Origin of the sequence: Anaerostipes caccae L1-92 (genome assembly GCF_014467075.1) — a bacterium.
Classification (GTDB): Bacteria; Bacillota; Clostridia; order Lachnospirales; family Lachnospiraceae; genus Anaerostipes; species Anaerostipes caccae.
In genome coordinates, this window is the sequence record NZ_AP023027.1 from 724,893 (window position 1) to 746,430 (window position 21,538).

General features: G+C 47.2%; 18 protein-coding genes, 1 tRNA gene and 1 riboswitch. Of the genes, 11 read left to right on the plus strand and 8 right to left on the minus strand.

The annotated features are described in order from the left end of the window. Positions 1-22 precede the first annotated feature (22 nt). The 3 genes from ANCC_RS03670 to ANCC_RS03680 are packed head-to-tail and all read left to right on the plus strand — an operon-like array spanning position 23 to position 2,729. Complete coding sequence (locus tag ANCC_RS03670) at positions 23-616, plus strand: anthranilate synthase component II (RefSeq protein WP_006568677.1); 594 nt, start codon at positions 23-25, stop codon at positions 614-616. Continuing rightward, positions 613-1,986: an aminodeoxychorismate synthase component I gene (pabB, locus tag ANCC_RS03675; protein WP_006568676.1), complete on the plus strand. Its 1,374-nt coding sequence runs from the start codon at positions 613-615 to the stop codon at positions 1,984-1,986. Before ANCC_RS03670 ends, pabB begins: the two co-directional genes overlap by 4 nt. Beyond that, positions 1,983-2,729 carry an aminotransferase class IV gene (locus tag ANCC_RS03680; RefSeq protein WP_006568675.1) on the plus strand — a complete coding sequence of 249 codons (747 nt, stop codon included), beginning with the start codon at positions 1,983-1,985 and terminating at the stop codon, positions 2,727-2,729. Before pabB ends, ANCC_RS03680 begins: the two co-directional genes overlap by 4 nt. Here the strand turns inward: ANCC_RS03680 and rpoN are convergent. The 5 genes from rpoN to ANCC_RS03705 all read right to left on the minus strand — a co-directional run bounded on the left by rpoN (position 2,726) and on the right by ANCC_RS03705 (position 8,092). Next, positions 2,726-4,000: an RNA polymerase factor sigma-54 gene (rpoN, locus tag ANCC_RS03685; RefSeq protein ID WP_006568674.1), complete on the minus strand. Its 1,275-nt coding sequence runs from the start codon at positions 3,998-4,000 to the stop codon at positions 2,726-2,728. The genes ANCC_RS03680 and rpoN overlap by 4 nt on opposite strands. Before the next feature lie 48 nt (positions 4,001-4,048). Continuing rightward, positions 4,049-6,109 carry a HelD family protein gene (locus ANCC_RS03690; RefSeq protein ID WP_006568673.1) on the minus strand — a complete coding sequence of 687 codons (2,061 nt, stop codon included), beginning with the start codon at positions 6,107-6,109 and terminating at the stop codon, positions 4,049-4,051. Next, entirely contained in the window at positions 6,099-6,956 is an 858-nt protein-coding gene (locus tag ANCC_RS03695) for a GNAT family N-acetyltransferase (protein ID WP_006568672.1), read from the minus strand. The genes ANCC_RS03690 and ANCC_RS03695 overlap by 11 nt, the downstream gene beginning before the upstream one ends. 187 nt (positions 6,957-7,143) lie before the next feature. Next, the gene (locus ANCC_RS03700; RefSeq protein ID WP_009289195.1) at positions 7,144-7,737 is read right to left on the minus strand and encodes a nitroreductase family protein; all 594 of its coding nucleotides are present in this window, start codon (positions 7,735-7,737) and stop codon (positions 7,144-7,146) included. Between the two features lie 283 nt (positions 7,738-8,020). Next, positions 8,021-8,092 (minus strand) — tRNA-Arg (locus tag ANCC_RS03705). 146 nt (positions 8,093-8,238) lie between these two features. Between ANCC_RS03705 and ANCC_RS03710 the strand changes: the two genes are divergently transcribed. From ANCC_RS03710 to ANCC_RS03730, 5 genes are all read left to right on the plus strand, one after another. After that, on the plus strand, positions 8,239-9,603 hold the full coding sequence (locus tag ANCC_RS03710) for an alanine/glycine:cation symporter family protein (protein ID WP_006568669.1): 1,365 nt from the start codon (positions 8,239-8,241) through the stop codon (positions 9,601-9,603). Positions 9,604-9,607: 4 nt separating this feature from the next. Beyond that, complete coding sequence (locus ANCC_RS03715; RefSeq protein ID WP_006568668.1) at positions 9,608-10,162, plus strand: DJ-1 family glyoxalase III; 555 nt, start codon at positions 9,608-9,610, stop codon at positions 10,160-10,162. A gap of 2 nt (positions 10,163-10,164) precedes the next feature. Next, positions 10,165-10,950 carry a DUF1189 family protein gene (locus ANCC_RS03720; RefSeq protein ID WP_006568667.1) on the plus strand — a complete coding sequence of 262 codons (786 nt, stop codon included), beginning with the start codon at positions 10,165-10,167 and terminating at the stop codon, positions 10,948-10,950. Positions 10,951-11,100: 150 nt separating this feature from the next. After that, positions 11,101-11,397 carry a hypothetical protein gene (locus ANCC_RS03725; RefSeq protein ID WP_225103651.1) on the plus strand — a complete coding sequence of 99 codons (297 nt, stop codon included), beginning with the start codon at positions 11,101-11,103 and terminating at the stop codon, positions 11,395-11,397. A 95-nt stretch (positions 11,398-11,492) separates the two neighbouring features. Further along, the gene (locus ANCC_RS03730; protein ID WP_006568665.1) at positions 11,493-14,117 is read left to right on the plus strand and encodes an InlB B-repeat-containing protein; all 2,625 of its coding nucleotides are present in this window, start codon (positions 11,493-11,495) and stop codon (positions 14,115-14,117) included. 299 nt (positions 14,118-14,416) lie between these two features. Here the strand turns inward: ANCC_RS03730 and ANCC_RS03735 are convergent, their stop codons facing one another. Beyond that, positions 14,417-15,655, minus strand: a complete 1,239-nt coding sequence (locus tag ANCC_RS03735; protein WP_006568664.1) for an ammonium transporter — start codon at positions 15,653-15,655, stop codon at positions 14,417-14,419. 122 nt (positions 15,656-15,777) lie between these two features. Beyond that, positions 15,778-16,116, minus strand: a complete 339-nt coding sequence (locus ANCC_RS03740) for a P-II family nitrogen regulator (protein ID WP_039930244.1) — start codon at positions 16,114-16,116, stop codon at positions 15,778-15,780. A 217-nt stretch (positions 16,117-16,333) separates the two neighbouring features. On the opposite strand from ANCC_RS03740, the gene ANCC_RS03745 reads away from it, so the two are divergent. The 3 genes from ANCC_RS03745 to ANCC_RS03755 all read left to right on the plus strand — a co-directional run bounded on the left by ANCC_RS03745 (position 16,334) and on the right by ANCC_RS03755 (position 20,992). Continuing rightward, a complete protein-coding gene (locus ANCC_RS03745) occupies positions 16,334-17,230 on the plus strand; it encodes a DMT family transporter (protein ID WP_009289189.1) in 897 nt (298 codons plus the stop codon). Positions 17,231-17,328: 98 nt separating this feature from the next. Continuing rightward, positions 17,329-17,414, plus strand: a riboswitch (cyclic di-GMP riboswitch). An 89-nt stretch (positions 17,415-17,503) separates the two neighbouring features. Next, positions 17,504-20,509, plus strand: coding sequence for an Ig-like domain-containing protein (locus tag ANCC_RS03750; RefSeq protein WP_050754308.1), 3,006 nt, complete (start codon positions 17,504-17,506; stop codon positions 20,507-20,509). Between the two features lie 18 nt (positions 20,510-20,527). Continuing rightward, positions 20,528-20,992 (plus strand): InlB B-repeat-containing protein, encoded by a 465-nt coding sequence (locus ANCC_RS03755; protein WP_006568658.1) that lies wholly within the window; start codon positions 20,528-20,530, stop codon positions 20,990-20,992. 17 nt (positions 20,993-21,009) lie between these two features. Here ANCC_RS03755 and ANCC_RS03760 read toward each other — a convergent pair whose 3' ends face one another. Next, positions 21,010-21,447, minus strand: a complete 438-nt coding sequence (locus ANCC_RS03760; RefSeq protein ID WP_006568657.1) for an Rrf2 family transcriptional regulator — start codon at positions 21,445-21,447, stop codon at positions 21,010-21,012. Positions 21,448-21,538 lie beyond the last annotated feature (91 nt).

Consider the following 21,538-nt stretch of genomic DNA (forward strand, 5'->3'; position numbering starts at 1 on the left):
ATGATTCTGAGGAGGCGTTAAAATGTATGTGATGGTGGATCACTATGATTCCTATGTTTATAATCTGGTGAGGGACTTTCAAAGTTTGGGAGCAGAAGTAAAACCGGTAAGGAGCGACTGCATAGATTTTGAATCTCTGAAGCGGCTGGACAGGCAGAAGGAACTTCAGGGACTGATTCTGTCTCCGGGTCCTGGCAGTCCGGAGGAATGTGTAAAATCCGTGGAGTTGGTGAGGAGGTTTACAGGCAGGGTTCCAATTCTCGGAGTATGTTTAGGACATCAGATTATCTGTCATGCCTTCGGCGGCCGAATTATCAAAGGATCAAGACCTATGCATGGGAAACTGACCCCGGTAAGGCACAGACAGGAGGAATTGTTCGCAGGGCTTCCTCAGGATTTTCTTGTGACCAGATATCACTCTCTGACTGCGGACAAAGCGGGCCTTCCGGAGACACTCAGAGTGGACGCTGTCTCCCCGGACCGGGAGGTGATGGCGGTCAGCCACAGATCAGAGCCGGTCTGGGGCGTCCAGTTTCACCCGGAAGCGGTACTTACCGAGTACGGGCCGGAGCTGCTTGCAAATTATATGAGACTGTGTGAGAGGTGGAGAGCATGAAGACAAAAATAAAAAAGCTGGATTTTTATAAGGAGCCGGAAGAGGCCTTTTATCCGTACAGGAACGAAAAATATGCCGTATTTCTTGACTCTTCTATGAAGAATGAACAGGGCAGATATTCTGTCATTGCCCTGAAACCTTATCTTATTCTGGAGGAGAAAAATGGAGTGTGCAAAATAAACGAAAACATTTCCCGTGATCCTATTGAGAAAGTTCTGGATCATTATCTGAACTTATATAAAGAAGAAAATATCACCGGACTGCCTGTGGTTTCCGGGGCATTTGGGTATTTGTCTTACGATTTCGGAAGAAAATTTGAGATGATCCCATCCAGACATGCAGACACGTTAAAGATTCCGGATGCCGTATTCGCTTTTTATGACCGTCTCATCATAGCGGACCAGGAAGAGAGACAGCTTTATCTGGCGTCAAGAGAGGAACTTACCGGCGCCGGTAAAGCATTTCTGGAGATGGAGGAGACACTGCAAAACAATACGGTTCCTGATTTTTTACAGAAACAGGAGGGGAGAGCAGAGTTTTTTCCGGATTTCAGGAAGGAAGAGTATGAGAAAGCGGTGGAACAGATGATTGCTCATATTGAAGAAGGAGATATTTATATTGCCAACATGACACAGCAGCTTTCGATTCCGGGAAACGGAAGGTGTTATGAGGTGTTCCGGTATCTGCGCACTTATAATCCGTCTCCGTTTGGAGCCTATATGAACTATGGGGAATTTCAGGTGATCTGTGCCTCTCCGGAACATTTTCTCAGCGTAAAAGACGGCGCCGCCGTGACAAGACCGATTAAGGGAACCAGAAGAAGGGGTGAAAACGCAAAGGAAGATGCACTGCTGAAAAGAGAGCTTTCAGAGTCGGAAAAAGACCGAAGCGAACTGCTGATGATCGTGGATCTGGAACGGAATGACTTAAACCGCGTGTGCACGCCCGGAAGTGTCCGGGTGCCGGAACATTGTGTGCCGGAGGAGTATGCGACCGTATTTCATTTGGTCAGCACCGTGACAGGGAAACTGGAAGATCAGATGTCTGTTGACCAGCTGATAAAAGCCATGTTTCCGGGGGGATCGGTAACCGGGGCTCCGAAGATCCGGGCAATGGAGATCATTGACCGGCTGGAGAGGAGCAGAAGGGGACTCTATACCGGCTCTATCGGGTATTTTTCACTGAACGGGGACTGCGACTTCAACATTGTAATCCGCACAGCAGTTTATAAGGATGGAACATACCATCTGGGCGTGGGCGGCGGTATTACATGGGAATCGGACCCGGAGTTTGAACATGAGGAAACGATGCAGAAAGCAAAAGCGGTGCTGGAAGCTATCGCGGCAGGAGAGAGGAGACAGGAGCAATGAGACTGCAGATGGATGAAGGGTATTATTTTGGAATCGGGGCGTTTGAGACAATGGCTCTGGAAGACGGAGAACCGGTATTTTTTGACCGGCATATGGACAGGCTTGAGGAGGCTGTTAAGTATTTCGGAATATTTTTTGAAAGGAAAACGGCAGAAAAAATGGTGTGGGAATATCTGGACCGGAACAAAGAAAAGCTTTCCGGGCATGATGCCCTGAAGACTGCGGTATCAGAGAAAAATTTTGTGATCTCTGTGCGCCCAAACCCATATGCGGGAAAAGAGCCAGATACAAAAATCCGTACAGCATACAGCGGGATTCGAAGAAACGAGACATCGCCGCTCACATACTATAAGACACTAAACTACGCAGAAAATCTGATGGAAAAGAGGAAGGCGGCACAGCAGGGATTCGGCGAAGCTGTTTTTCTGAACGGAAGAGGAGAGATCACAGAGGGAACCGTATCCAATGTGTTTTTTGTAAAGGGCGGGAAGCTTTATACTCCGCCCGTTTCCTGCGGGATGCTTCCCGGTATCATGAGAGCATATATATGCCGGTCTTTTCAGGCGGAAGAGACGGTCATCCGGCCGGAGGACATAGAAATGTACGATGAAATGTTTCTGACCAATTCCCTTATGGGCGTTATGCCTGTGGAGAGTCTGGGAGAGCATCGGTTTCATTCTTTAAAAACGGCAAAGAGACTGAGAAGCCGGTGCAGCCCGGGACATTTTCAGCCTGCCCTCTAGGTCTCTTTTCTGTCGTAGGTGCCTTTGATCCCCATCTGTTCCCGGTATTTTGCCACAGTTCTTCTGGAGATGGAGATTCCTTTGTCCTTTAAAAGATTGCAGAGTTTTTGATCACTGTACGGCTTTCTCGGGTCTTCTGAGGCTACCAGCTCTTTTAAGATCATCTTGATATCTCCCGTGCTGACAGACGCGCCGGAGGCAGGTGCAGCGCCGGAAAACAGGGATCTCATGGAAACGATGCCGCACGGAAACTGAAGATATTTGCCCTTGATGCCGCGGCTCACCGTGGAGACGTGCATGTCAATATCCCCGGCGACGTCATTCATGGTCATGGGCTTCAGACAGCCATGGTTTAAAAAGAAATCAGGCTGTCGTGCAAGAACGGCTTCTGTGATCTTTAACATGGTCTGTCTGCGCTGTTCAATGCTTGCGATGATAAAACGGCACCGCTCATATTTTTTTTGAAAATAGTCTTTCAGTTCCGGGTCTTTTGCGTCTCTGAGCATTTTTACATAATAGTCATTCAGAGAATAATTTCCTACCCAGTCGTCATTCAGCCGGATATCCCACTGGTCCTCCTGGTATGTGACAATGATATCCGGCGTGATATATTCGGTCCTCGCCGTTGAAAAGCCCTGGAGCGGCTTGGAATTCAGGTTTCGGATGACGGCAATGTTTTTTCGGACTTCTGCCGTGCTGAGCTTTAGTTTCCTGGAAATAGTGCTGATATGTCCCAGGGCAATGTCATCCAGATGATCCAGGATGATCGTCTCCAAAATATCGGTTTTTTTACCTTTCACCTCCAGCTGTTTGAGCAGACACTGGGACAGGTTTTCAGAAAAGATTCCGGCCGGTTCCAGATCGGAGAGCACATCATAGCACTTCCTGATCTCATCTTCCGGAATGGTTAAAAGAACAGAAAGTTCATGAACAGAAATCTTAAAGAAACCGCCGGAGTCCAGGCAGTCGATCATGAACTTCATGGTCTGCCATTCCATCGGTGTGAAATCATTCTGGTTCAGCTGATCCAGCAAAAAGGTTTTGACTTCCTCCGTGTTTTCGGCCGGGATGTCAAAACTCCGGTCTTCAGAAACGGTATAGGAAGAGGGGGACGGTGAATAATCCAGGATTGGATTTTCAATATATTCATTTTGCAGGAACTCAGACAGCTCCCCATTATCCAGTGCCAGTATATTCAAAGACTGGATCTGTGACTGGGACAGCTGCTGCTTTTGGTTCAGTTCCAGGCTTGTGCGGTAAGACGTATCCACGAAATCCTCCTCCTTTTCACGTGCTCATTTTAATATAGACATATTATATCATATATCGTTCTCCAGGGCACGCTCCGCGAAGCGGGAGATTTCTCCGGTATATAGGAGGGTCAGCCGGTGCATGGCTCTTGTGCAGGCAATATAAAGCAGATTTTTATCATGTTCGGCTTTGTAAGTTCTGCTGTCTGCATCGGGGAGGATGACTTCATCAAATTCCAGGCCTTTGGACATCCTGACGGAAGTGACCGTGATGCCGTTCTGAAAACTGGTACTCTCGGGAGTGAGGAGATGGACTTCAAATTCTTTCGTAAGCAGATTAAAAACTGCAGAGGCCCCGGCATTTGTTTTTGTGATGATCCCAAGAGAAGAACTGCGTCCCTCTATAAAATGTCTGACAGCAGTTTTAAGTCTGTCAAGATGGTCCGCTTCATCGGCACAGGCATAGAAGGCAGGCGGTTCACCGCGGCGCTCCACCGGCTCTAAGGAGTCAGTACCAAGAATACATTTGGCAAACGTCATGATTTCATACGTAGAGCGGTAGCTTTTCTTCAGTTCCGTAAACTTTCCAGCTTTATAAACAGTCCTGATATCTTCCAGGCTGTGAAGGTGATATGGATGTACGGACTGCCCGAAATCACCAATAATAGTTTTTGAACATGGAAATAAAAGATTGATGACAGCATACTGTATCGGAGTGTAATCCTGCATTTCATCGATCACCAGGTGTTTTGTGATCCTGCTTACGTTTAATCCTTCAAAGGCAGCGCTCAGGTACAGAAAAGGATATACATCAGGCCATTCCAGAGTGCTTTTTGCTGGCAGCACCAGCATTTCCGGTACTCCCGCTTTTCTGTAAAAATCTTTGTATAGTGCAAGAGTACTTTTCACAGAAAGCATAGAAGTCAGCTTTTTCAATATTTGACTGGCACTTGGCAGATCTTCCTGCATGGTATTTTCGGAATGAAACCGGTCACAGATATCGTCTGCCGTCATTTGCAGACGCTGCTTAACAGGGTGTTTTCTGTATGCGTCAAACCGTTTCGTGATCCATTCTTTTTCCGCCTTAAAATGGCCAAAGGACACATCGTCAGGAACAAAGATCTGATGGGGCATTTCTTCTATATAAATATCCATGAGACGTACAAAATCCAGCGATGACTTAAAACGGACTCTCTGTATATAGGACCCATCGTTAAATTCCAGAGGATCTTTTTCTGATTCAAAATCAACGTAATGTTCCAGCTGGATTCCGGCAAGTTCGGAGAAACTCAATTCATAGATGGGTTCCTCACCGAGTTCAGGGATGACGTTTGAAATATAATCTCCAAACACTTTATTTGGGGAAAGAATGGTCACGTTTTTGGAACTGAGACGGTCTTTCAGACGGTAGAGGAGAAAGGCGATGCGGTGCAGTGCTATGGAAGTTTTTCCTGAACCGGCAGCCCCCTGGATAATCAATGTCTCGGTTTCTTCATCCCGTATGATCCGGTTTTGCTCCTTTTGAATCGTAGAAATGATCGTCTTCATCTTTTCGCTGGAAGTATGGCTCAGTTCTTTCTGAAGGACGTCATCCTGTATATTTGCAGAAGTCTCAAGGGCATATGTAAGGATCCCGTTTTTGATGCCAAACTGCCGTTTCTTTGTAAGGCTTCCCTCAACCCTGCCCGACGGCGCATCAAATCCGGCCGGACCGATCTCGTAATCATAGAACATACCGGAGATTGGCGCCCGCCAGTCAAGGATCAAAAGTTCATATCCATGGCGGAAAGAAAAACGTCCGATATAATATGTTTCCGGCTTTAAGCTTCCTTTTTCACAAAAATCAATCCGGGCAAAATAGGGAGAATCCTTTAATTTGCAGAGCCTTTCATACATTTCGGCTGCAAATGCGCCTGTGTGGTCAGTCTGTTTTAAAAGCAGCTCATTTTGAAACATTTCATGAGGATCGATCTCTCCCCGGGCATCGGACATATATTGTCTGGCATCTGTGTACTGCCGGTCCAGCCGGCTGACAGATTCCTTCGCCTCGCCAAGCGCCTGGTCAAGCCTGGTCTGGATGAAGGTAAGGTGCTCCCATTCATCCGGGAACTGTAATTCTTTATTTTCCATGATTCTGCTCCTCCCTGTTCAAAACAAACCTTTGCGTGGGATAGCCGAATTCAATGAGCAGTTCCGCCTCTGCAAATCCCAGGTCCTGGATTTCTCTGCGGTGCCCTGTGTCTGCCTTATCCCCCTCTCTGAACGTGGTAATGCTGATTTCTTTTCCGTTCAGCAATTCTGTCATGACTTTCTCAAGAAAGGCTTTTGGTATGCCTTTTTTTCTATACAGAGGATGTACACCCATGAAATCAATCGCACCGGTTTGATACGAAAAGAGCATGGCACCCACTGCGCTGTTTCCGTCTTTTAAGATCAATGCCTGCTTTGCTCTGATCTTTTGGCGCAGAACTGTTTCATATTCATCCGCATGCAGGTGTGGAAACCCGTCAATGACAAGGCGTACCAGTTCCATCCAGCAGGGGATGTCATTTTCTGCCGCGAATGTCACATTCCAGTTCGAAGCTTCTTTGCTGTTTAACATAGGATAGTTACCTCCAAAATCAAATTTAAGCTGAAGGGGATAGAATTTTTCATTATCTCTGTATTTTCCCGGAGATGTCTTATACATTGCCGTAAAAATATTTGAAAAGGCCTGCTGGCTTTCATATCCTGACTTCAGAGCGATATCAAGAATCGGCTGTTCTGAAAAGACAAGCAGTTTAGCGGCCTCAGTCAGGCGCCGGCGCTGAATATAATCGTGCAGGGTCAGGCCCACAGCAGCAGTGAACATCCGGTGCAGGTGATATTTTGAATAGTGCATTGCTCCGGAGATGATTTCCAGGTCCAGTTTTTCGGACAGATGAGATTCAATATAGTCGATGACCGATATGATCTGTTCTATTTTTGTGTGATGCATTTTTCATTCTCCTTTCACTGGAATTGATTATAACTGCACAGGGCAGAAGGGTTTTCATCATTCTTGCGGTTTTCCTGAATAATAGAGAAAACAGGCTTATTGATTCATGATGAGTATGCAAATTGATCAAGCCCCTTTACTTTTTCTTTCGGGAAAGTAAAGGGGCTTATTCATGGAACGAAACAAACTATTCGGTTTTCCATCTGGTAATACAGCTGATGTCATTTCTCGGCCGGGGATCAGGGGATTCATCCGCATATCCGACTGCCAGTGCGGCAAAAAGCTGGCCTTCCGCGTGAAGCCATGTTGTCAGCTCTTCAAGGGCAAAGAAAATATCACAGATCCACAGGCTTCCCAACCCAAGTTCACAGGCGGTAAGAGTCATATTCTGGATTGCGGCTCCAATCGACTGGGCATTGCAGATTTCAGAAATACGGTCTTCTTCTGTCAGAGAGCGCGACAGGTCAAGGCCTAAAGCATTGGTGATGAAGATCGTAACCGGAGCCTGTCTCATAATTTCAAGGGTACAGCGCGCACCGTTCAGATGGGCGCTGCTGTCCGGCAGAAGTGGATTCACTTCTTCTCTTAGAATACCCTGTTCCATAACCGAGAGCATCCCGGCTTTTGCAGCGCCTGAGACGACGGTAAACCGCCATGGCTGCCTGGTTTTTGAAGACGGGGCCAGAATACCGGCCTGAATGATCTCCTCTATAATAGTAGGAGAAACATCAGTTTTTTTGAATTTCCGGATACTGCGCCGGTTTAAGATGGCGTCTATCATAATATAACCTCCTGACAGCATAAACTAATCTATCAACATATTCCTGAGAAATTTAAAATACAAAATTGGCAGGCTGTCACAATTTTTTGATTCTGAATTTTTAGAGTGCCTGACAGTTTTGTGTGCCAAATGCGATTTGACGCAGTCAAATCATTTCCTTACGCATTTGTGTACAGCCTCGCGGAGCGTTTTTTGTTTCTCAGGAAAAGCTTGTCATGTTCTTATGTACAAGTTTTTCCTGAGAAACAAAAAAAGTCCCGTTAAAACGGAACTTTTTATAAAATAGGCCTGGCGGGAATCGAACCCACAACGGCCCCTTAGGAGGGGGCTGTTATATCCATTTAACTACAGACCCGTGAAACACATCTATTATTGTAACGATTCATTTATGAAAAGTCAATGAAAAAAGTTGCACGGCGTTGACTTTTTCATTTTTTTTCATTAAAGTAGTTAAATAGGATCTTTCTGTGCTCGGGCCGGAAAGATACAGGGAGGTAGTTTATGAAAGCGATCAATGATTTTGTATGGGGACCTGTCATGCTTGTGCTCTTGATGGGGACAGGTATTTTTCTGACCATACGCCTTAAATTTCTTCCGTGGAGGAATCTGCCCTATGCCTTAAAGATGGTGTTTGTCAGGGATAAAAGCGGGGGAGAAGACGGGGATATCTCCGGATTCCAGTCATTGATGACAGCTCTGGCAGCTACCATAGGAACCGGAAATATCGTCGGCGTCAGCACCGCCATGGTCATGGGCGGTCCAGGGGCATTTCTGTGGATGTGGATCAGTGCCCTCTTCGGGCTTTCCACCAAATATGCGGAGAGTGTTCTGGCGGTGAAGTACCGGGAAGTCAATGAAAACGGAGAGATGTGCGGCGGACCTATGTATGCCATGAAGAATGGTTTTAAAATCAAATGGATCGGTCTCGTGCTGGCATTTTTCTTTTCCTTATTTACTGTATTTGCATCTTTCGGCATCGGGAATATGACCCAGGCCAATTCCATTGCCGAGTCAATGGCAGGCCTTTGGGGGACTCCCCACTGGCTGACCGGAGCTGTGATCGCTCTGCTGGCATTGTCCATCCTGATCGGAGGGATCAAAAGCATCGGCAGGGTGTGCGGATTTTTTGTACCGAAGATGGCGGTGTTTTATTTTGTGATGGGCATTGCTGTCATCTATATGAACAGGGCCAATCTCGGGCAGGGGATCGCAATGATCTTCAAAATGGGCCTTTCTCCGAGGGCTGTGGCAGGGGGAGTCGGAGGTACGATTGTCTCAGGATTATTTTCTTCCATGAGGTGGGGAATCGCCAGAGGAATCTTTTCCAACGAGGCAGGTCTGGGCTCTGCGCCGATCGTTGCGGCAGCGGCTAAGACGGATCATCCCTCCAGGCAGGGATATATCAACATGACGGGGACGTTCTTTGACACGCTGGTCGTATGCAGTGTTACAGGCCTCATCGTGGCTTCCTCGGGGGTGCTCGGAAGCGTGGATTCCCACGGCAAGCTGATCACCGGAGCGGCGCTGACGATGAAAGCATTTGAAAAGGCACTTGGACCGGCAGGAGAGATATGCGTCGGTCTGGGGATCGTCATGTTTGCCTTTTCCACGATCATAGGATGGGAGTATTACGGAGAGAAAGCGCTGGAATACCTGGTGAAAAAGACTTCTTATATTAAATTATACCGTGTTGTATACTCGTTTGTAATCTTTGTGGGGGCCACCGTGCCGCTCCAGCTTGTATGGAATTTTTCGGACACAATGAACGGGCTGATGGCAGTACCAAACCTGATATGCCTGCTTGTTTTACATAAAGTAGTAGTAAAAGAATGTTTTCGTTTTGAACAGATTAAGAAAGGACGATGAACTTATGAATAAGGTATTTGTATTTTTAGCGGATGGATTTGAAGAGATCGAGGGGCTGACCGTTGTAGACATGCTGCGCCGGGCGGGAATTGAAGTGATTATGGTTTCTGTGGGACCTTCTAAGATGATCACAGGCTCCCATCATATCGAAGTGGAGGCAGACTGCATGTTCCACGAAGTGCTGGAGCCGGAAGGAGCCATGTACGTGCTTCCGGGAGGAATGCCGGGCACCATCGCGCTGAGAGAGCATGAAGGACTTGCGAAGCTTTTGAAAAAGGCGTATGATAATGGAAAATATCTGGCAGCGATCTGCGCCGCACCGACAGTGCTTGGAAAGTATGGATTTTTAGACGGAAAGAAAGCGACCTGTTATCCCGGTCAGGAGGATGGGCTTGGAGAAGCAGAATATGTGACGGAATCCGTTGTCGTTGACGGCAGGGTGATTACCAGCCGGGGTATGGGAACTGCCATTCCGTTTGTGGGGAAACTGGCGGAACTTCTGCTTGGAACAGAGGCCAAAGAGAAATTGTTGGAAAGCATCATATACGAGGAAAAATAAGAATGCAAAGTACAGAAAAAATAAGCATTTTGGAGCAGTTCTACATTGCCTGCACCAAACCGAGGCAGTATAAGAAACTGCTGAACGTGAAAAAATGGAAAGTAGCTATATTTACATTACTGATGGGTCTGGTGATCACTCTGCTTGGACCGGTGATGGATCTGGCAGGATTTGCTGTGAGTGTGGGAGGCCCGAGAAACTTTGTCATGAACCGGCTGCCAGCCTTTGAACTGAAAGACGGACAATTAAAGCTGGAACGCGCGGTTGATTTCAACCTGGGTGCACTTCATATCTCGGCAGATTCAAATAAAAAGTCCGTTGGGGCAGATGACTTCGATGATAAATATTCCGATGAAGTTCATTTTTCAAAGAATAATATGGTGGTCAAGACTTCTGTCATGGGACAGACCATAACAAAGAATTTCAGCACCATGAAAAATGTCACATTTACGAATCAGGATATGGCGAATATGCTTCCATTGGTCTACTTCCTGATCTTTGTCTCCCTGCTTTTTGTCTATGCAGGAATCGTCCTTCAGTATTTGTTTTACTGTCTGCTGATCTCCTGGCTGGTGTCTCTGAATATGAAAACCAGAAACCAGCCCATGGCATTCGGGAAGATTTTTCAAATGTCTATCTATGCCAGGGTACCATGTGAACTGATCGGAACCATCGGCCTTACGGCGGGGATTTCTTTCTTCACAGGAATTATATGGATCATGATCGGATATCTGGTGAGCTATCAGCTGATGATGATGGGGCTTGTGGAGAGGAAAGCAAAAGAGTAGAATCTGTATCATAATGTTATTGAAAAAGTGTCCCGGGAGGGGCACTTTTTTTGTCATAATAGAACTAACTTTTTTATTTCTTCACATTACCTGACATACGTAGCAACATGTCTGAAAGTACATAAAAATTTATCATGGAGGGATCACAGGATGAAAAGGAAAAAACAATGGTTTGCTGTCATTCTGGCAGCACTGCTGACTGTGGGACAAGGAATCGTTTCAGCAGCACCGGCAGAGAGAACGGAAGAAGCAGTAACTGCTGAGGCTGATGAGAGTGCTTTGCAGGAGGAGACGGGAGTACAGACAGAGGAACAGCCAGAGTCTGCATCGGCAGCAGCCAGTGAGAAAAATCAGGAAATAACAGAAAAGCAAGGGGTGAAAGAAGCAAAAGTCTCCCAGGAAATCGGGGGGGGGGTATTTCCAGAAAAAAGAAATCATCCCGCTTAGATGTTAAGAAGGCCGAAAACGGACAGACCAGGCTGGATATCAGCAAAGGAGATATCATCATCACTTCTAAAGGAGCCACTCTGAACGGCACTGCGGTGGACGATGCCCTGAACGAAAAGGGATACTGGATCACCGGGACCACGACAAAGTATCATCTGGTGGCAGAGCCTGGAGTGACCACGGCAATCACTCTGGACAACGTGGACATTACCGTGGATATCACAAAGCTCGACTGTATCAATGTCTCCCATGCCGATGTGGTCATCACACTGGTACGAAAAAACCGTCTGTACAGTCAGGCCGGAGGTACGGCTGACAAGTATAAGAACGGAAATGCGATCACAAAAGACGGGATGGATGGCTCCCTGACGATTCAGTGCGAGAACGAAGACAAAAAAGGACACCGCTGTGATGAAAGCTGCGGTTCCTTATCCGCAAAAGGAGATCCGAGCAAAAGCCATGCCGGAGCTATCGGGGGTACTTACCGGGTGGCCATCAATCCGGATACAAAGCCCATCGAGACCGGGTTTGTCAACTTTACGATCAAAGGAGGCAACATCGAGGCGTCTGCCGGAGCACACTGTCCAGGGATCGGAGCGGCCTGCCGGGCACAGGAAAGAGGCGGCTATACAAAAGATATCCTGATCTCGGGCGGGAACGTAACCGCTGTGGGGACCCAGTATGGCTCCGGTATCGGTTCCGGGATGGGCACAAAGGTAGACGGCATCAGGATCACGGGAGGAACGGTAAAGGCAACGGGAGGACAGTATGCCCCGGGCATCGGTGCGTCTGGTACTTTAGATGCTTTTACCTCTTTTCAAACTCAAGAGACAGAAAATGTAGTCATCAGCGGAAGAGACACGGTGGTCACGGCGATCGGGGATTCAGGATCCAGTATGCCGGGGATCGGGTCCGGCGGAGGAAACAGCAAGGTGAAAAACGTCAAGGCATCTCCGGATACCGGCTATCAGGGGTATATCAAGGACGGTACTTCATTGACAGACTATACGTTCATGGACGGCACGCCTTTTTCAGGACCGACGGATATCAAGGTCGGAAGGTTTTATACAAAGGTCTATTTCGGACCGTTCCGGGATGCCAATGACATTGACAAGACCAGCAAAGAACAGATCGGAGCCAACCACCTGATCAGCAAGAGCGGCGGAGAACCGTTTACCGGGGAACAGCTAAAACAGCTGACCAAGGTAACGGGAAAGCAGGAAAACGGTGAATATTTCCCGGCCGATGAGCTGAGCATCGCCGATGAAACACAGCTGGAAGCGATCAACGAGGCAAAGAAGAAAGGGCAGATCGGGGATTTCCCTCTTACTTTCACAACGGCAAATGGAACTAAGGCTACGGTCACCGTATCCTTTCGAATGGACGGGACCGATGCGGCCCAGATCGATCCGGAGAAACCGACGTCAATGATCGGTGCGAACGACTTTGAAGAGGAAACAGGGGGAGAGGCGTTTGAAGAAGAGGAGATCAAGAAGCTTGGGGAGCTGAAGGGGAAGGACCCGGAGGGGAACAATATCTCCTACGTAGACTATCTTTTAAATGCAGAACAATATAAAAAGATCAACGATGCAAAGACGGCAGGGAAGGCCGGGGTCTTTCCGCTGACCTACGAGACCGCAGACGGGGAGAAAGCCGTGATCAGCGTGACCCTGGTCAAATATGACCAGACCACGGAGAACCCAGAAAACGGGGAAACGCTGAAAGGAAAAGATGTGATCAGTAAAACCGGGGGAGCTGCATTCTCAGAAGAGCAGCTGCTGGCCATGACCAAGGCATCAGGGCTTGACCAGGACGGAAACCCCCTTCCGGAGGGGCAGATCAGCCTGGCTGACAGCAGTCAGGTGGAGAAGATCAATCAGGCAAAGAAAGCAGGGGCCAAAGGAGAGTTTCCGCTGACCATAAAGACAGAGGGCGGAACCGAAGTGGCAGTTACTGTGTATCTTACAGATGAGGGAAGTGACGGGACAGCGTATGATCCGGAGAACCCGGCTGCAGCCATCGGGGCTGACGATGCGGAGCATGAGACCGGAGGAGAGGCGTTTACAGAAGAAGAGATCATAGAACTCTGTAAGGCCCGGGGAAAGAACAAAAATGGAGACACTCTGGACCTTAAAGCGGACAAAAACCAGCTGACTGCGCTGAATGAGGCGAAAAAGGCAGGAAAGACGGGAATGTTTGGGATGACCTTCTCGATGGAGGACGGCACAAAGGTGCAGGTGAAAGTAACGCTGACCGGAAAACATCAGGTAGTCTTTGATCCCAACGGAGGAGACTACACACCGGAGGTACAGACGGTGGAAGGCGGGAACCGCCTGGTCCGTCCCAAAGAGCCGAAGAAAGACGGATATGAGTTTGCGGGATGGTTTTACACGGATGAGAACGGGACAGAAAAAGAATGGGACTTCAAAACACCAGTCCATGATGGCATGACACTGAGAGCAAAATGGGAGAAGACACCGGAGAAGCAGACACAGACAGGAGACGGAAAGAAAGAGCAGGGGGAAGACAGTAAAAAAGACAGTGGAGGGAAAACAAAAAAGAAGAACCCTCCGGACTGGGAATACAGTAAGAGGAACGGAAGTGCATCAAAGACAAACGCGGCAAAGACTTCAGACAGAAGGCCGGTGCAGGGAATGCTGCTGCTGACGGCCGCATCCATGGCCGGATTTGTGATCCTAACCATGAAAAAAGCAAAATGATAAAATAGAACAAAGTGGGCAGGCCGCTTCAACTCCCCAACCCCTCAATACGCATCTGTGTACAGCCCGCGGAGCGTTTTTATTTAATAGGGAAGGCCGCAGAACTTTCCTATGAAACGAGAGAAAACCCCTGAGCACATCCTCAGGGGTTTTTCAGCAAAACAATCTTGAAGTATTATATTAGAGTTAAATTGAAATGTCTTAAGTTTGTCAGAGATTAGTCGTCATGTTAGTAAAAACTAGTCGAATTCCAGCTTTTTATATAAGCGGGGGAGAGGACCCCGGTTATATCACTAATATTAATGATCGCTTTTCAGTGGGAAATCTGCATAACCGGAAATACCATGCTCTGATATATCCATACCTGCAATTTCTTCTTCCTCGGAAGCCCGAAGTCCGATGGTATGCTTCAGTCCCTGGAAGATGATGAGCCCGCCGACAATACAGTAAGCTGCAACGGCAGCGACACCGATGAACTGTGCTTTGATGAATGCACCTCTTGTGATATCCATAAGCTTTAAGGAATCTCCGGTTGCGAAGAAGGCTGTCAGGAGGGTTCCTGCCACACCGCAGGCCAGATGCACACCACAGGCTCCGACCGGGTCATCAATTTTTATTTTTTTGTCAAGCAGTTCAATGACTGCGACTACAACGACTCCGCAGATGGCACCGATGGCGATTGCGCCGTAGTTGGATACGACATCACATCCGGCTGTGATACCTACGAGGCCGGCAAGGGAACCGTTCAGAGTCATGGAAACATCGGGTTTACCATAACGCATCCAGGTGATAACCAGCGCCACTAACGTGGATGCGGCGGCGGCCAGGTTCGTGGTCATGGCGATGGAACCGAGAGTATCGGTGGCAGCAGTCGTGGAACCGCAGTTAAATCCGAACCAGCAGAACCATAAAATAAAGACTCCTAATGCGCCGAGCGCAATATTATGAGCCGGGATCGCTCTTGGAGTTCCGTCGGCTTTGTATTTTCCGATACGGGGACCGACTGTCGCAGCACCGACCAGTGCCAGCCATCCGCCGACAGAATGGACTGCAGTGGAACCTGCAAAATCATGAAACCCTAACTCAGCCAGCCATCCGCCGCCCCAAATCCAGTGTCCGGTGATCGGGTAAATGATCAGACTGATCAGCGCACTGTAAATCAGATAGGAAGAAAATTTTGTGCGCTCTGCCATGGCGCCGGAAACGATGGTGGCGGCTGTGGCACAGAATACAGTCTGGAAGATCATAAAGACACCGGGTGTAAGATCTTTAAATTGCTGCAGGTCAATGGATGTCGGATCAAAAAAGCCTGTGGTGCCGACGATGGGATTGCTGCCTCCGAACATCAGAGCAAATCCGATGACAAAGAAACAAAGAGTACCGAGGACAAAGTCCATCAAGTTTTTCATAATGATGTTGCTTGAGTTTTTCGCTCTTGTAAAACCTGTCTCGACCATTGCGAAGCCTGCCTGCATGAAGAAGACAAGGAAAGCTGCGATGCAAGTCCATACAATATTTAATAACTGCTGTACGTCCATATTAATATCCTCCTTTAAGACAAAAAGGGGACAATGCGTGCCTGCCGTTTATGGCCTGGCTGCATTATCCCCTTTGATAATGATGTAAGTATGTTATTGTTTTCATATTTCTGCCGATTAGATTATAAAGCGTCTTTTCCGGTTTCACCGGTACGGATTCTGATCGCTTCTTCCACGGGTGAGATAAAGATCTTGCCGTCTCCGAATTCGCCGGTGCGGACGGTGTTCACGATATCTTTTGTCACCTTTTCAACAACTTCCTCCGGCATTACAGATTCTACTTTGATCTTAGGCAGCAGATTGGAATTCAATTCATTCCCTCTGTATTTCTGTGTAAATCCTTTCTGATTTCCATAGCCCATGATATTGGAGATCATGAGTCCGGATACCTTGTGAGCTTCCAGGATATGCTTTACATCTGTGAGCTTCTCGGGTTTGATGACAACTACAACTTTCTTCATCATAATATAATTCCTCCTCTTTTTTATTTTAAGAAAAAAAGGCATTCCAATCTCTTGATCGGAACGCCTTTGTTCTTGAATGGTTCCCATTATACTCCAGAAGACTCATTTGTCAATAAAAAATCGGTTTGTATAAAAATAAATACAGATGAAAATCATTCTTAATGTGTCTGTAAAACATGGTAGAATAGAAGAATCATCAGGAGCGGAGGAATTTATGAAAATAAAGAATAAATCATTGATGGCAGCCCTCGCGGTGCTTGCCACTTTTTTATGGGGAAGTGCCTTTCCCAGCGTAAAATTGGGCTACGAGATTTTCAAGATACAGGGAGACGATATCGGAAGCAAGCTGCTGTTTGCAGGCATTCGTTTCGCGGCGGCAGGACTCATGGTGCTTGCAGTTTTGGGAGTTCAGACAAGACAGAGGCCACTGCCGAAAAAAGGGGCATTTAAACATCTCTTGACTCTTGGAATTCTTCAGACGACAATCCAGTATTATTTCTTTTATGTGGGACTTGCGCATACCACGGGAGCCAAGGGGTCGATTATCAACTCATTTACAGCATTCTTTCCGGTAGTTTTGGCTCCGTTCTTCTTTAAGAGCGACCGGCTGACGGCGAAGAAAATCATAGGATGTGCCGTCGGACTTTCCGGCATCGTCCTGATCAATCTGAAAGGAGGGAGTCTCGGCGGATTTGCCTGGAATGGAGAAGGATTCATTGTACTGGCAGCACTGTCACAGAGTCTCGCATCCATTTACAGCAAGAAACTGGCACAGACGATGAATGTGATGCTGATCGCCGGATATCAGCTTCTGCTTGGAGGAAGCCTGCTTTTGATTTTTGGATATGCGGGAAACGGAACTTTGACATTCCAAACAAGCGGACTGATCCTGCTTCTTTACATGGCTGTCCTTTCTGCTGTTGCATTCAGCGTCTGGACCTGGCTTTTATCCCATTATCAGGTCAGTTCCATTTCCATCTATAATCTGCTGATTCCGGTGTTCGGAACACTGCTTTCCGGCCTGCTTTTAAAAGAAAACGTCTTTACTGCGGTTAATATCGCATCCATTCTTCTTGTATGCGGAGGAATTGCTGCAGTGAATAAACAGTAGGCAGCATGTTTTTCGGAAAGAGCCATATGAATGTTGTATTCATACGGCTTTTTCATTGTAACAGTTTCTGGGATGAAGTATATTAGAAGAAAGGAATATTACATATTGGGCAAAACAGGTGAAAGCCTGCGGCGCAAAGCTAAAGGGTCTAAGATTTTATTGATTATGACAGCCAGCTGCAGTTTTTATGCATTGCGTTTTTAGGACAGCAATGCATTTTTTATTTAATGATTATATGGGGACATTCACAAATATATTGAGGAGGGGACTAAGTTGAACTTAACAGGATTTAGAAGGATCACAGCTTGTTTCCTTGCCGCAGTCATGGTATTTTCAATGCTGTTTCAGACAGTGAAAATATCTGCGGCGGGAAGCACCGTCAAATCATCAGGCCTTAAGACGGTCTTTCTGACTGGATCAGACGGATATCCGTCTGGAGACGGCAGTACAAAGGAGCAGCCGCTGCATGATATCAATGCGGCATTTCGGGCTGCAGCAGACGGAGGAACGATTGTCATTATTGATTCCTATGTGGATCAAAAGGGGATTACAACGCCTGAGGAGAAAAAACTTACAATCCGGGGAGAACATCCGAGCGTATCTCTGACTCTCCGTTATGGGATAACTCTGGGGAGTGATCTGAAGTTTGACAGGATCAAACTTGAGACTACTTCTGTTGATGAGGAGGCCAGGCGTTTTTATGTCAATGGATATTCGTTGACCCTGACCGATACGGTCCAGTGTTTTGTGAATGAAAATGACAATCAGAAAGCCTATATTTATGCGGGAAGTCCGGACACCACAGAAGTCTCAGGGCGGAGGGCAAGGATTGATGTGGGCGGCGGAAACTTTGCCGGAATATACGGTTATGGGAAAAACGGGGCAAAAGTTTTGGAAGGAACAGAGGTTACGATCAGGGACAATGCCCTGACCGACCGGCTGGACACGGCATCCGTTGTAAATATCTATACAAAACAGAATCTCAGGGAGGCAGCACGGAATATTGACCTGCTGAATATTGCCGCGCCTCTTAACACATATAACCTGTTTCAGGTTAAAAATGTGACTCTTAGCTCTATTCTGACGATGGGCACTAACGGCGGAACCACGCTGGAAGGGAACCTGAATATGAAGGGAGACGCCAATCTGGACATCAGCTCTGATCTTTATGTCAAGGGGACGGTAAATGGCTCGGGAACGATCACTCCATGGTTTAGGGGACAGGTAGTTTCGGAGAGAAAAGATTCAGACGGACGTCTGTCGTTTTCAAACGATGTGAATGCATGGGAGATGCGCACAGAGGAGACGTCATCAGGGAAACGATGGTTTGCCGCGCCAAAAAATAAGGAGAGTGTGTATTTTATTGACGGAACATCGGGGAACGACGGGAATACCGGGGAGTCGGCAGACCAGGCATTTGCATCTGTACAAAAGGCTCTGGAGGCCGCCAAATCCGGGAAACAAAACATATCCTTGATTATCTCGGGAGACACGACAGTCGATGAGCCGCTGGAACTTTCCCTGCCGGGACATACGTTTTCAATTTCCGGTATCGGATCTGCTCCCGCTAAGCTTACGGTCAGCAAGCCTCTGACAATCAGAGAATACACGGAATTCAGCTTTTTGACCATGGACTTTACGGGGCGCGCCGGACAGGACGGCATTGTGATCGACACAGATATGGCTGTATTTGAAGATAATCTTACGATGGAGGGGACTCCGCCTGATATCAGATATATAAAATCTGGAGATGCGGGACAGCAGGTAGATATATTCAGCGGCACTTACGGGAATATAAACGGAGAAAATGAGGAGGCATTCCTTATCCTGCATAACGGATCTATCCAGGGGAAAATCAGCGGCTGGGGCTATATTAATGCGGCACCGGAAGAGTGGAACAATGATGCTGTATTTGTAGGAGGAGGCATTGAGAGCAGCGGCTGGCTGACCATATTAGGAGGAACACAATCTTTCACCGTAGATGGAGATATTAAGGCAGGATCACTGGAGACAGACGGACAGGAGGCAAATCTTCAGATCACCAGCGGAAGCCAGATTACTGTTAAAGATTTTGATCCTCAGGTTTCAATCACAGTTCTTCCAAAACAGGGAATGATATCCGAGGGTATTTATGTGACGGCAGATTCTTTTGTTGGAAATACTGAGATTTCCAGGGTCAGGCTAAAAAATACCAAGGGGTATGTGCTGCCTGTACAAAAAAGCGGCGAAAAATATATCGGAACATTGAAGGAAGCCCCGCAGCTGGATGCGCCCAGAAAGATTACTTGGGATGAAAAAGGATTCGGTGAACTTACGTGGGAAAAAGTTCCCGGGGCATCCAGGTATCTGGTCACAGTTTTCAAAGGAGACGAAGAGATTCTTACAGACGAAGAGATTCTTACAGACGAAGAGAGCAGTACAGAGAGCCTGGATTGTTCCAAAGATTTGAGCAGATATGGAAAAGGCGGGTACAAGGCTGCTGTCCAGGCGGTTTCTGACACTGGCGAGTATTCAGACAGTGATATATCATACAGTGACCTGCTGTCCTATCATGTAAAGGCTTCAAGCATAATTTTGAGTCCAAATGCGAAAGAACTGATTGTTGGAGAAACTTTTCAGCTGAAGGCCCGGGCTCTGCCATTCGATGCAGACTGCGGATATCAGTGGACTTCCTCCGATATTTCTGTGGCAGATGTAGACGATAATGGAAATGTAACGGCAGTATCACCGGGTACGGCAAGTATCACAGCAAAAGCCGACGACGGAAGCGAAGCCGCTTCATCCTGTCAGGTTACAGTAAAGCCAAAACCGGTGGAAAGGATTGTGCTGAGTCAGACAGAGAAGACACTGTATACAGGAGAAAAATTTACTTTAGGGGCAGAGGTACAGCCTCAGGATGCAGCGGATAAGACGGTAAAATGGAGCAGCTCAGATCCAAAGGTTGCCTCAGTAAACAGCGCGGGAAAGGTTACTGCATTATCTCAGGGCCGGGCAGTGGTGACTGCCAAAGCCAATGACGGAAGCGGCATAAAGGCCAGCTGTAACATTATAGTATCTGTCAGATCTTATTCTATTGAATATGTCTTAAACGGCGGCCGAAACCACAGAGATAATCCTTCTGAGTTTTCGAATACGCCGGTGCGTCTGAAAGCTCCGGCAAGGGATGGATATTTATTTGCAGGCTGGTATGCAGACGCAGGGTTTCGATCGAGAGTAGAATCTGTTACACAGAAAAGGGAGTGCAGACTGTATGCCAAATGGCAGAAGATCGCTCTTTAGGCACCGAAGCTGACCTCTATGAAGAATCCGTTGGGACCGACGATGACAGTGGATTATTCTAAGGTTCCCGGTGCCGCGGGCTATGAGATTTCTGTGTCACCGAATACAGGTTTCAGCAAAAGTTCCACGAAGCGATGGGAAACTGCAGCCGGGGGAAAGACACTGACAGGGCTTAAGAAAAATACAGTGTATTATGTCAGAATCAGAGCTTACCGTTGGGATTCTGCGGGCAGGAAAGTGTATGGAACATACAGCAGCAAAACAAAAGGATATACTGTCAAATACCGGCTCAATAAAGGCAAAAACAACAATGCGAATATGATCAGTTACTACAATATAAAAGTGCCGTTGAAAAATCCCTCTCGGAAAGGGTATCGGTTTAAAGGCTGGTACACATCTAAGAAATATAAGAAAAGAATCAAGACCATACCGAAAGGAAAGCGTGCAAATTATACACTTTATGCAAAATGGAAAAAGAAATAATAAAGAGCGGGAGAGGATCAGCTGTCAGGCAGATCCTCTGCGACTACATGATCCAGTGTAAATTGTGAGAGACTTTGTCTGTAAGCCTGTTCTGCACGGGTAAAAACAGAGATGATCTGCTGTTCTTTTTCATGAGCAATCATTTTTTCCTTCGGGAATACTTTATCTACCAGATTTGTAGTGGACAGAAATGGAGCGGTACTCTCAATGGCCTCGAACACATCCAGGAGACTGATGTTTTTCGGGGCCCTTTTTAAAACAAATCCTCCCTTTTTTCCCGCTTCGGAATCGACCAGGCCCGCCACGACCAGCTGGCGCATGATTTTCTTTAAGTATGAGTCTGACAACCCCAGACGTTCGCTGAGAGTATAGCTTTTCACAGGGGCATGGCCTTTGGTATGGGCGATGACCAGCAGAATACAGACGGCCTGCTCCAGGCTTCCTTTGATTTTCATTTTTATAAATCCTCCTTGTTAAACACAATTTTACTTGATATGGAGACGTTTTATCAAGATGTGTTGACAAATAAAAACCGGATGAATATAA

Excerpts from the sequence above, each read along its gene's own strand:
- ANCC_RS03725 (WP_225103651.1), top strand. The coding sequence starts at position 11,101 with ATGAAAAGGAAAAAACAATGGTTTGCTGTCATTCTGGCAGCACTGCTG.
- ANCC_RS03695 (WP_006568672.1), bottom strand. The coding sequence starts at position 6,956 with ATGCATCACACAAAAATAGAACAGATCATATCGGTCATCGACTATATT.
- ANCC_RS03740 (WP_039930244.1), bottom strand. The coding sequence starts at position 16,116 with ATGAAGAAAGTTGTAGTTGTCATCAAACCCGAGAAGCTCACAGATGTA.
- ANCC_RS03690 (WP_006568673.1), bottom strand. The coding sequence starts at position 6,109 with ATGGAAAATAAAGAATTACAGTTCCCGGATGAATGGGAGCACCTTACC.
- ANCC_RS03710 (WP_006568669.1), top strand. The coding sequence starts at position 8,239 with ATGAAAGCGATCAATGATTTTGTATGGGGACCTGTCATGCTTGTGCTC.
- ANCC_RS03720 (WP_006568667.1), top strand. The coding sequence starts at position 10,165 with ATGCAAAGTACAGAAAAAATAAGCATTTTGGAGCAGTTCTACATTGCC.
- ANCC_RS03680 (WP_006568675.1), top strand. The coding sequence starts at position 1,983 with ATGAGACTGCAGATGGATGAAGGGTATTATTTTGGAATCGGGGCGTTT.
- ANCC_RS03670 (WP_006568677.1), top strand. The coding sequence starts at position 23 with ATGTATGTGATGGTGGATCACTATGATTCCTATGTTTATAATCTGGTG.
- ANCC_RS03715 (WP_006568668.1), top strand. The coding sequence starts at position 9,608 with ATGAATAAGGTATTTGTATTTTTAGCGGATGGATTTGAAGAGATCGAG.
- ANCC_RS03735 (WP_006568664.1), bottom strand. The coding sequence starts at position 15,655 with ATGGACGTACAGCAGTTATTAAATATTGTATGGACTTGCATCGCAGCT.
- pabB (WP_006568676.1), top strand. The coding sequence starts at position 613 with ATGAAGACAAAAATAAAAAAGCTGGATTTTTATAAGGAGCCGGAAGAG.
- ANCC_RS03745 (WP_009289189.1), top strand. The coding sequence starts at position 16,334 with ATGAAAATAAAGAATAAATCATTGATGGCAGCCCTCGCGGTGCTTGCC.
- ANCC_RS03760 (WP_006568657.1), bottom strand. The coding sequence starts at position 21,447 with ATGAAAATCAAAGGAAGCCTGGAGCAGGCCGTCTGTATTCTGCTGGTC.
- ANCC_RS03755 (WP_006568658.1), top strand. The coding sequence starts at position 20,528 with ATGAAGAATCCGTTGGGACCGACGATGACAGTGGATTATTCTAAGGTT.
- ANCC_RS03700 (WP_009289195.1), bottom strand. The coding sequence starts at position 7,737 with ATGATAGACGCCATCTTAAACCGGCGCAGTATCCGGAAATTCAAAAAA.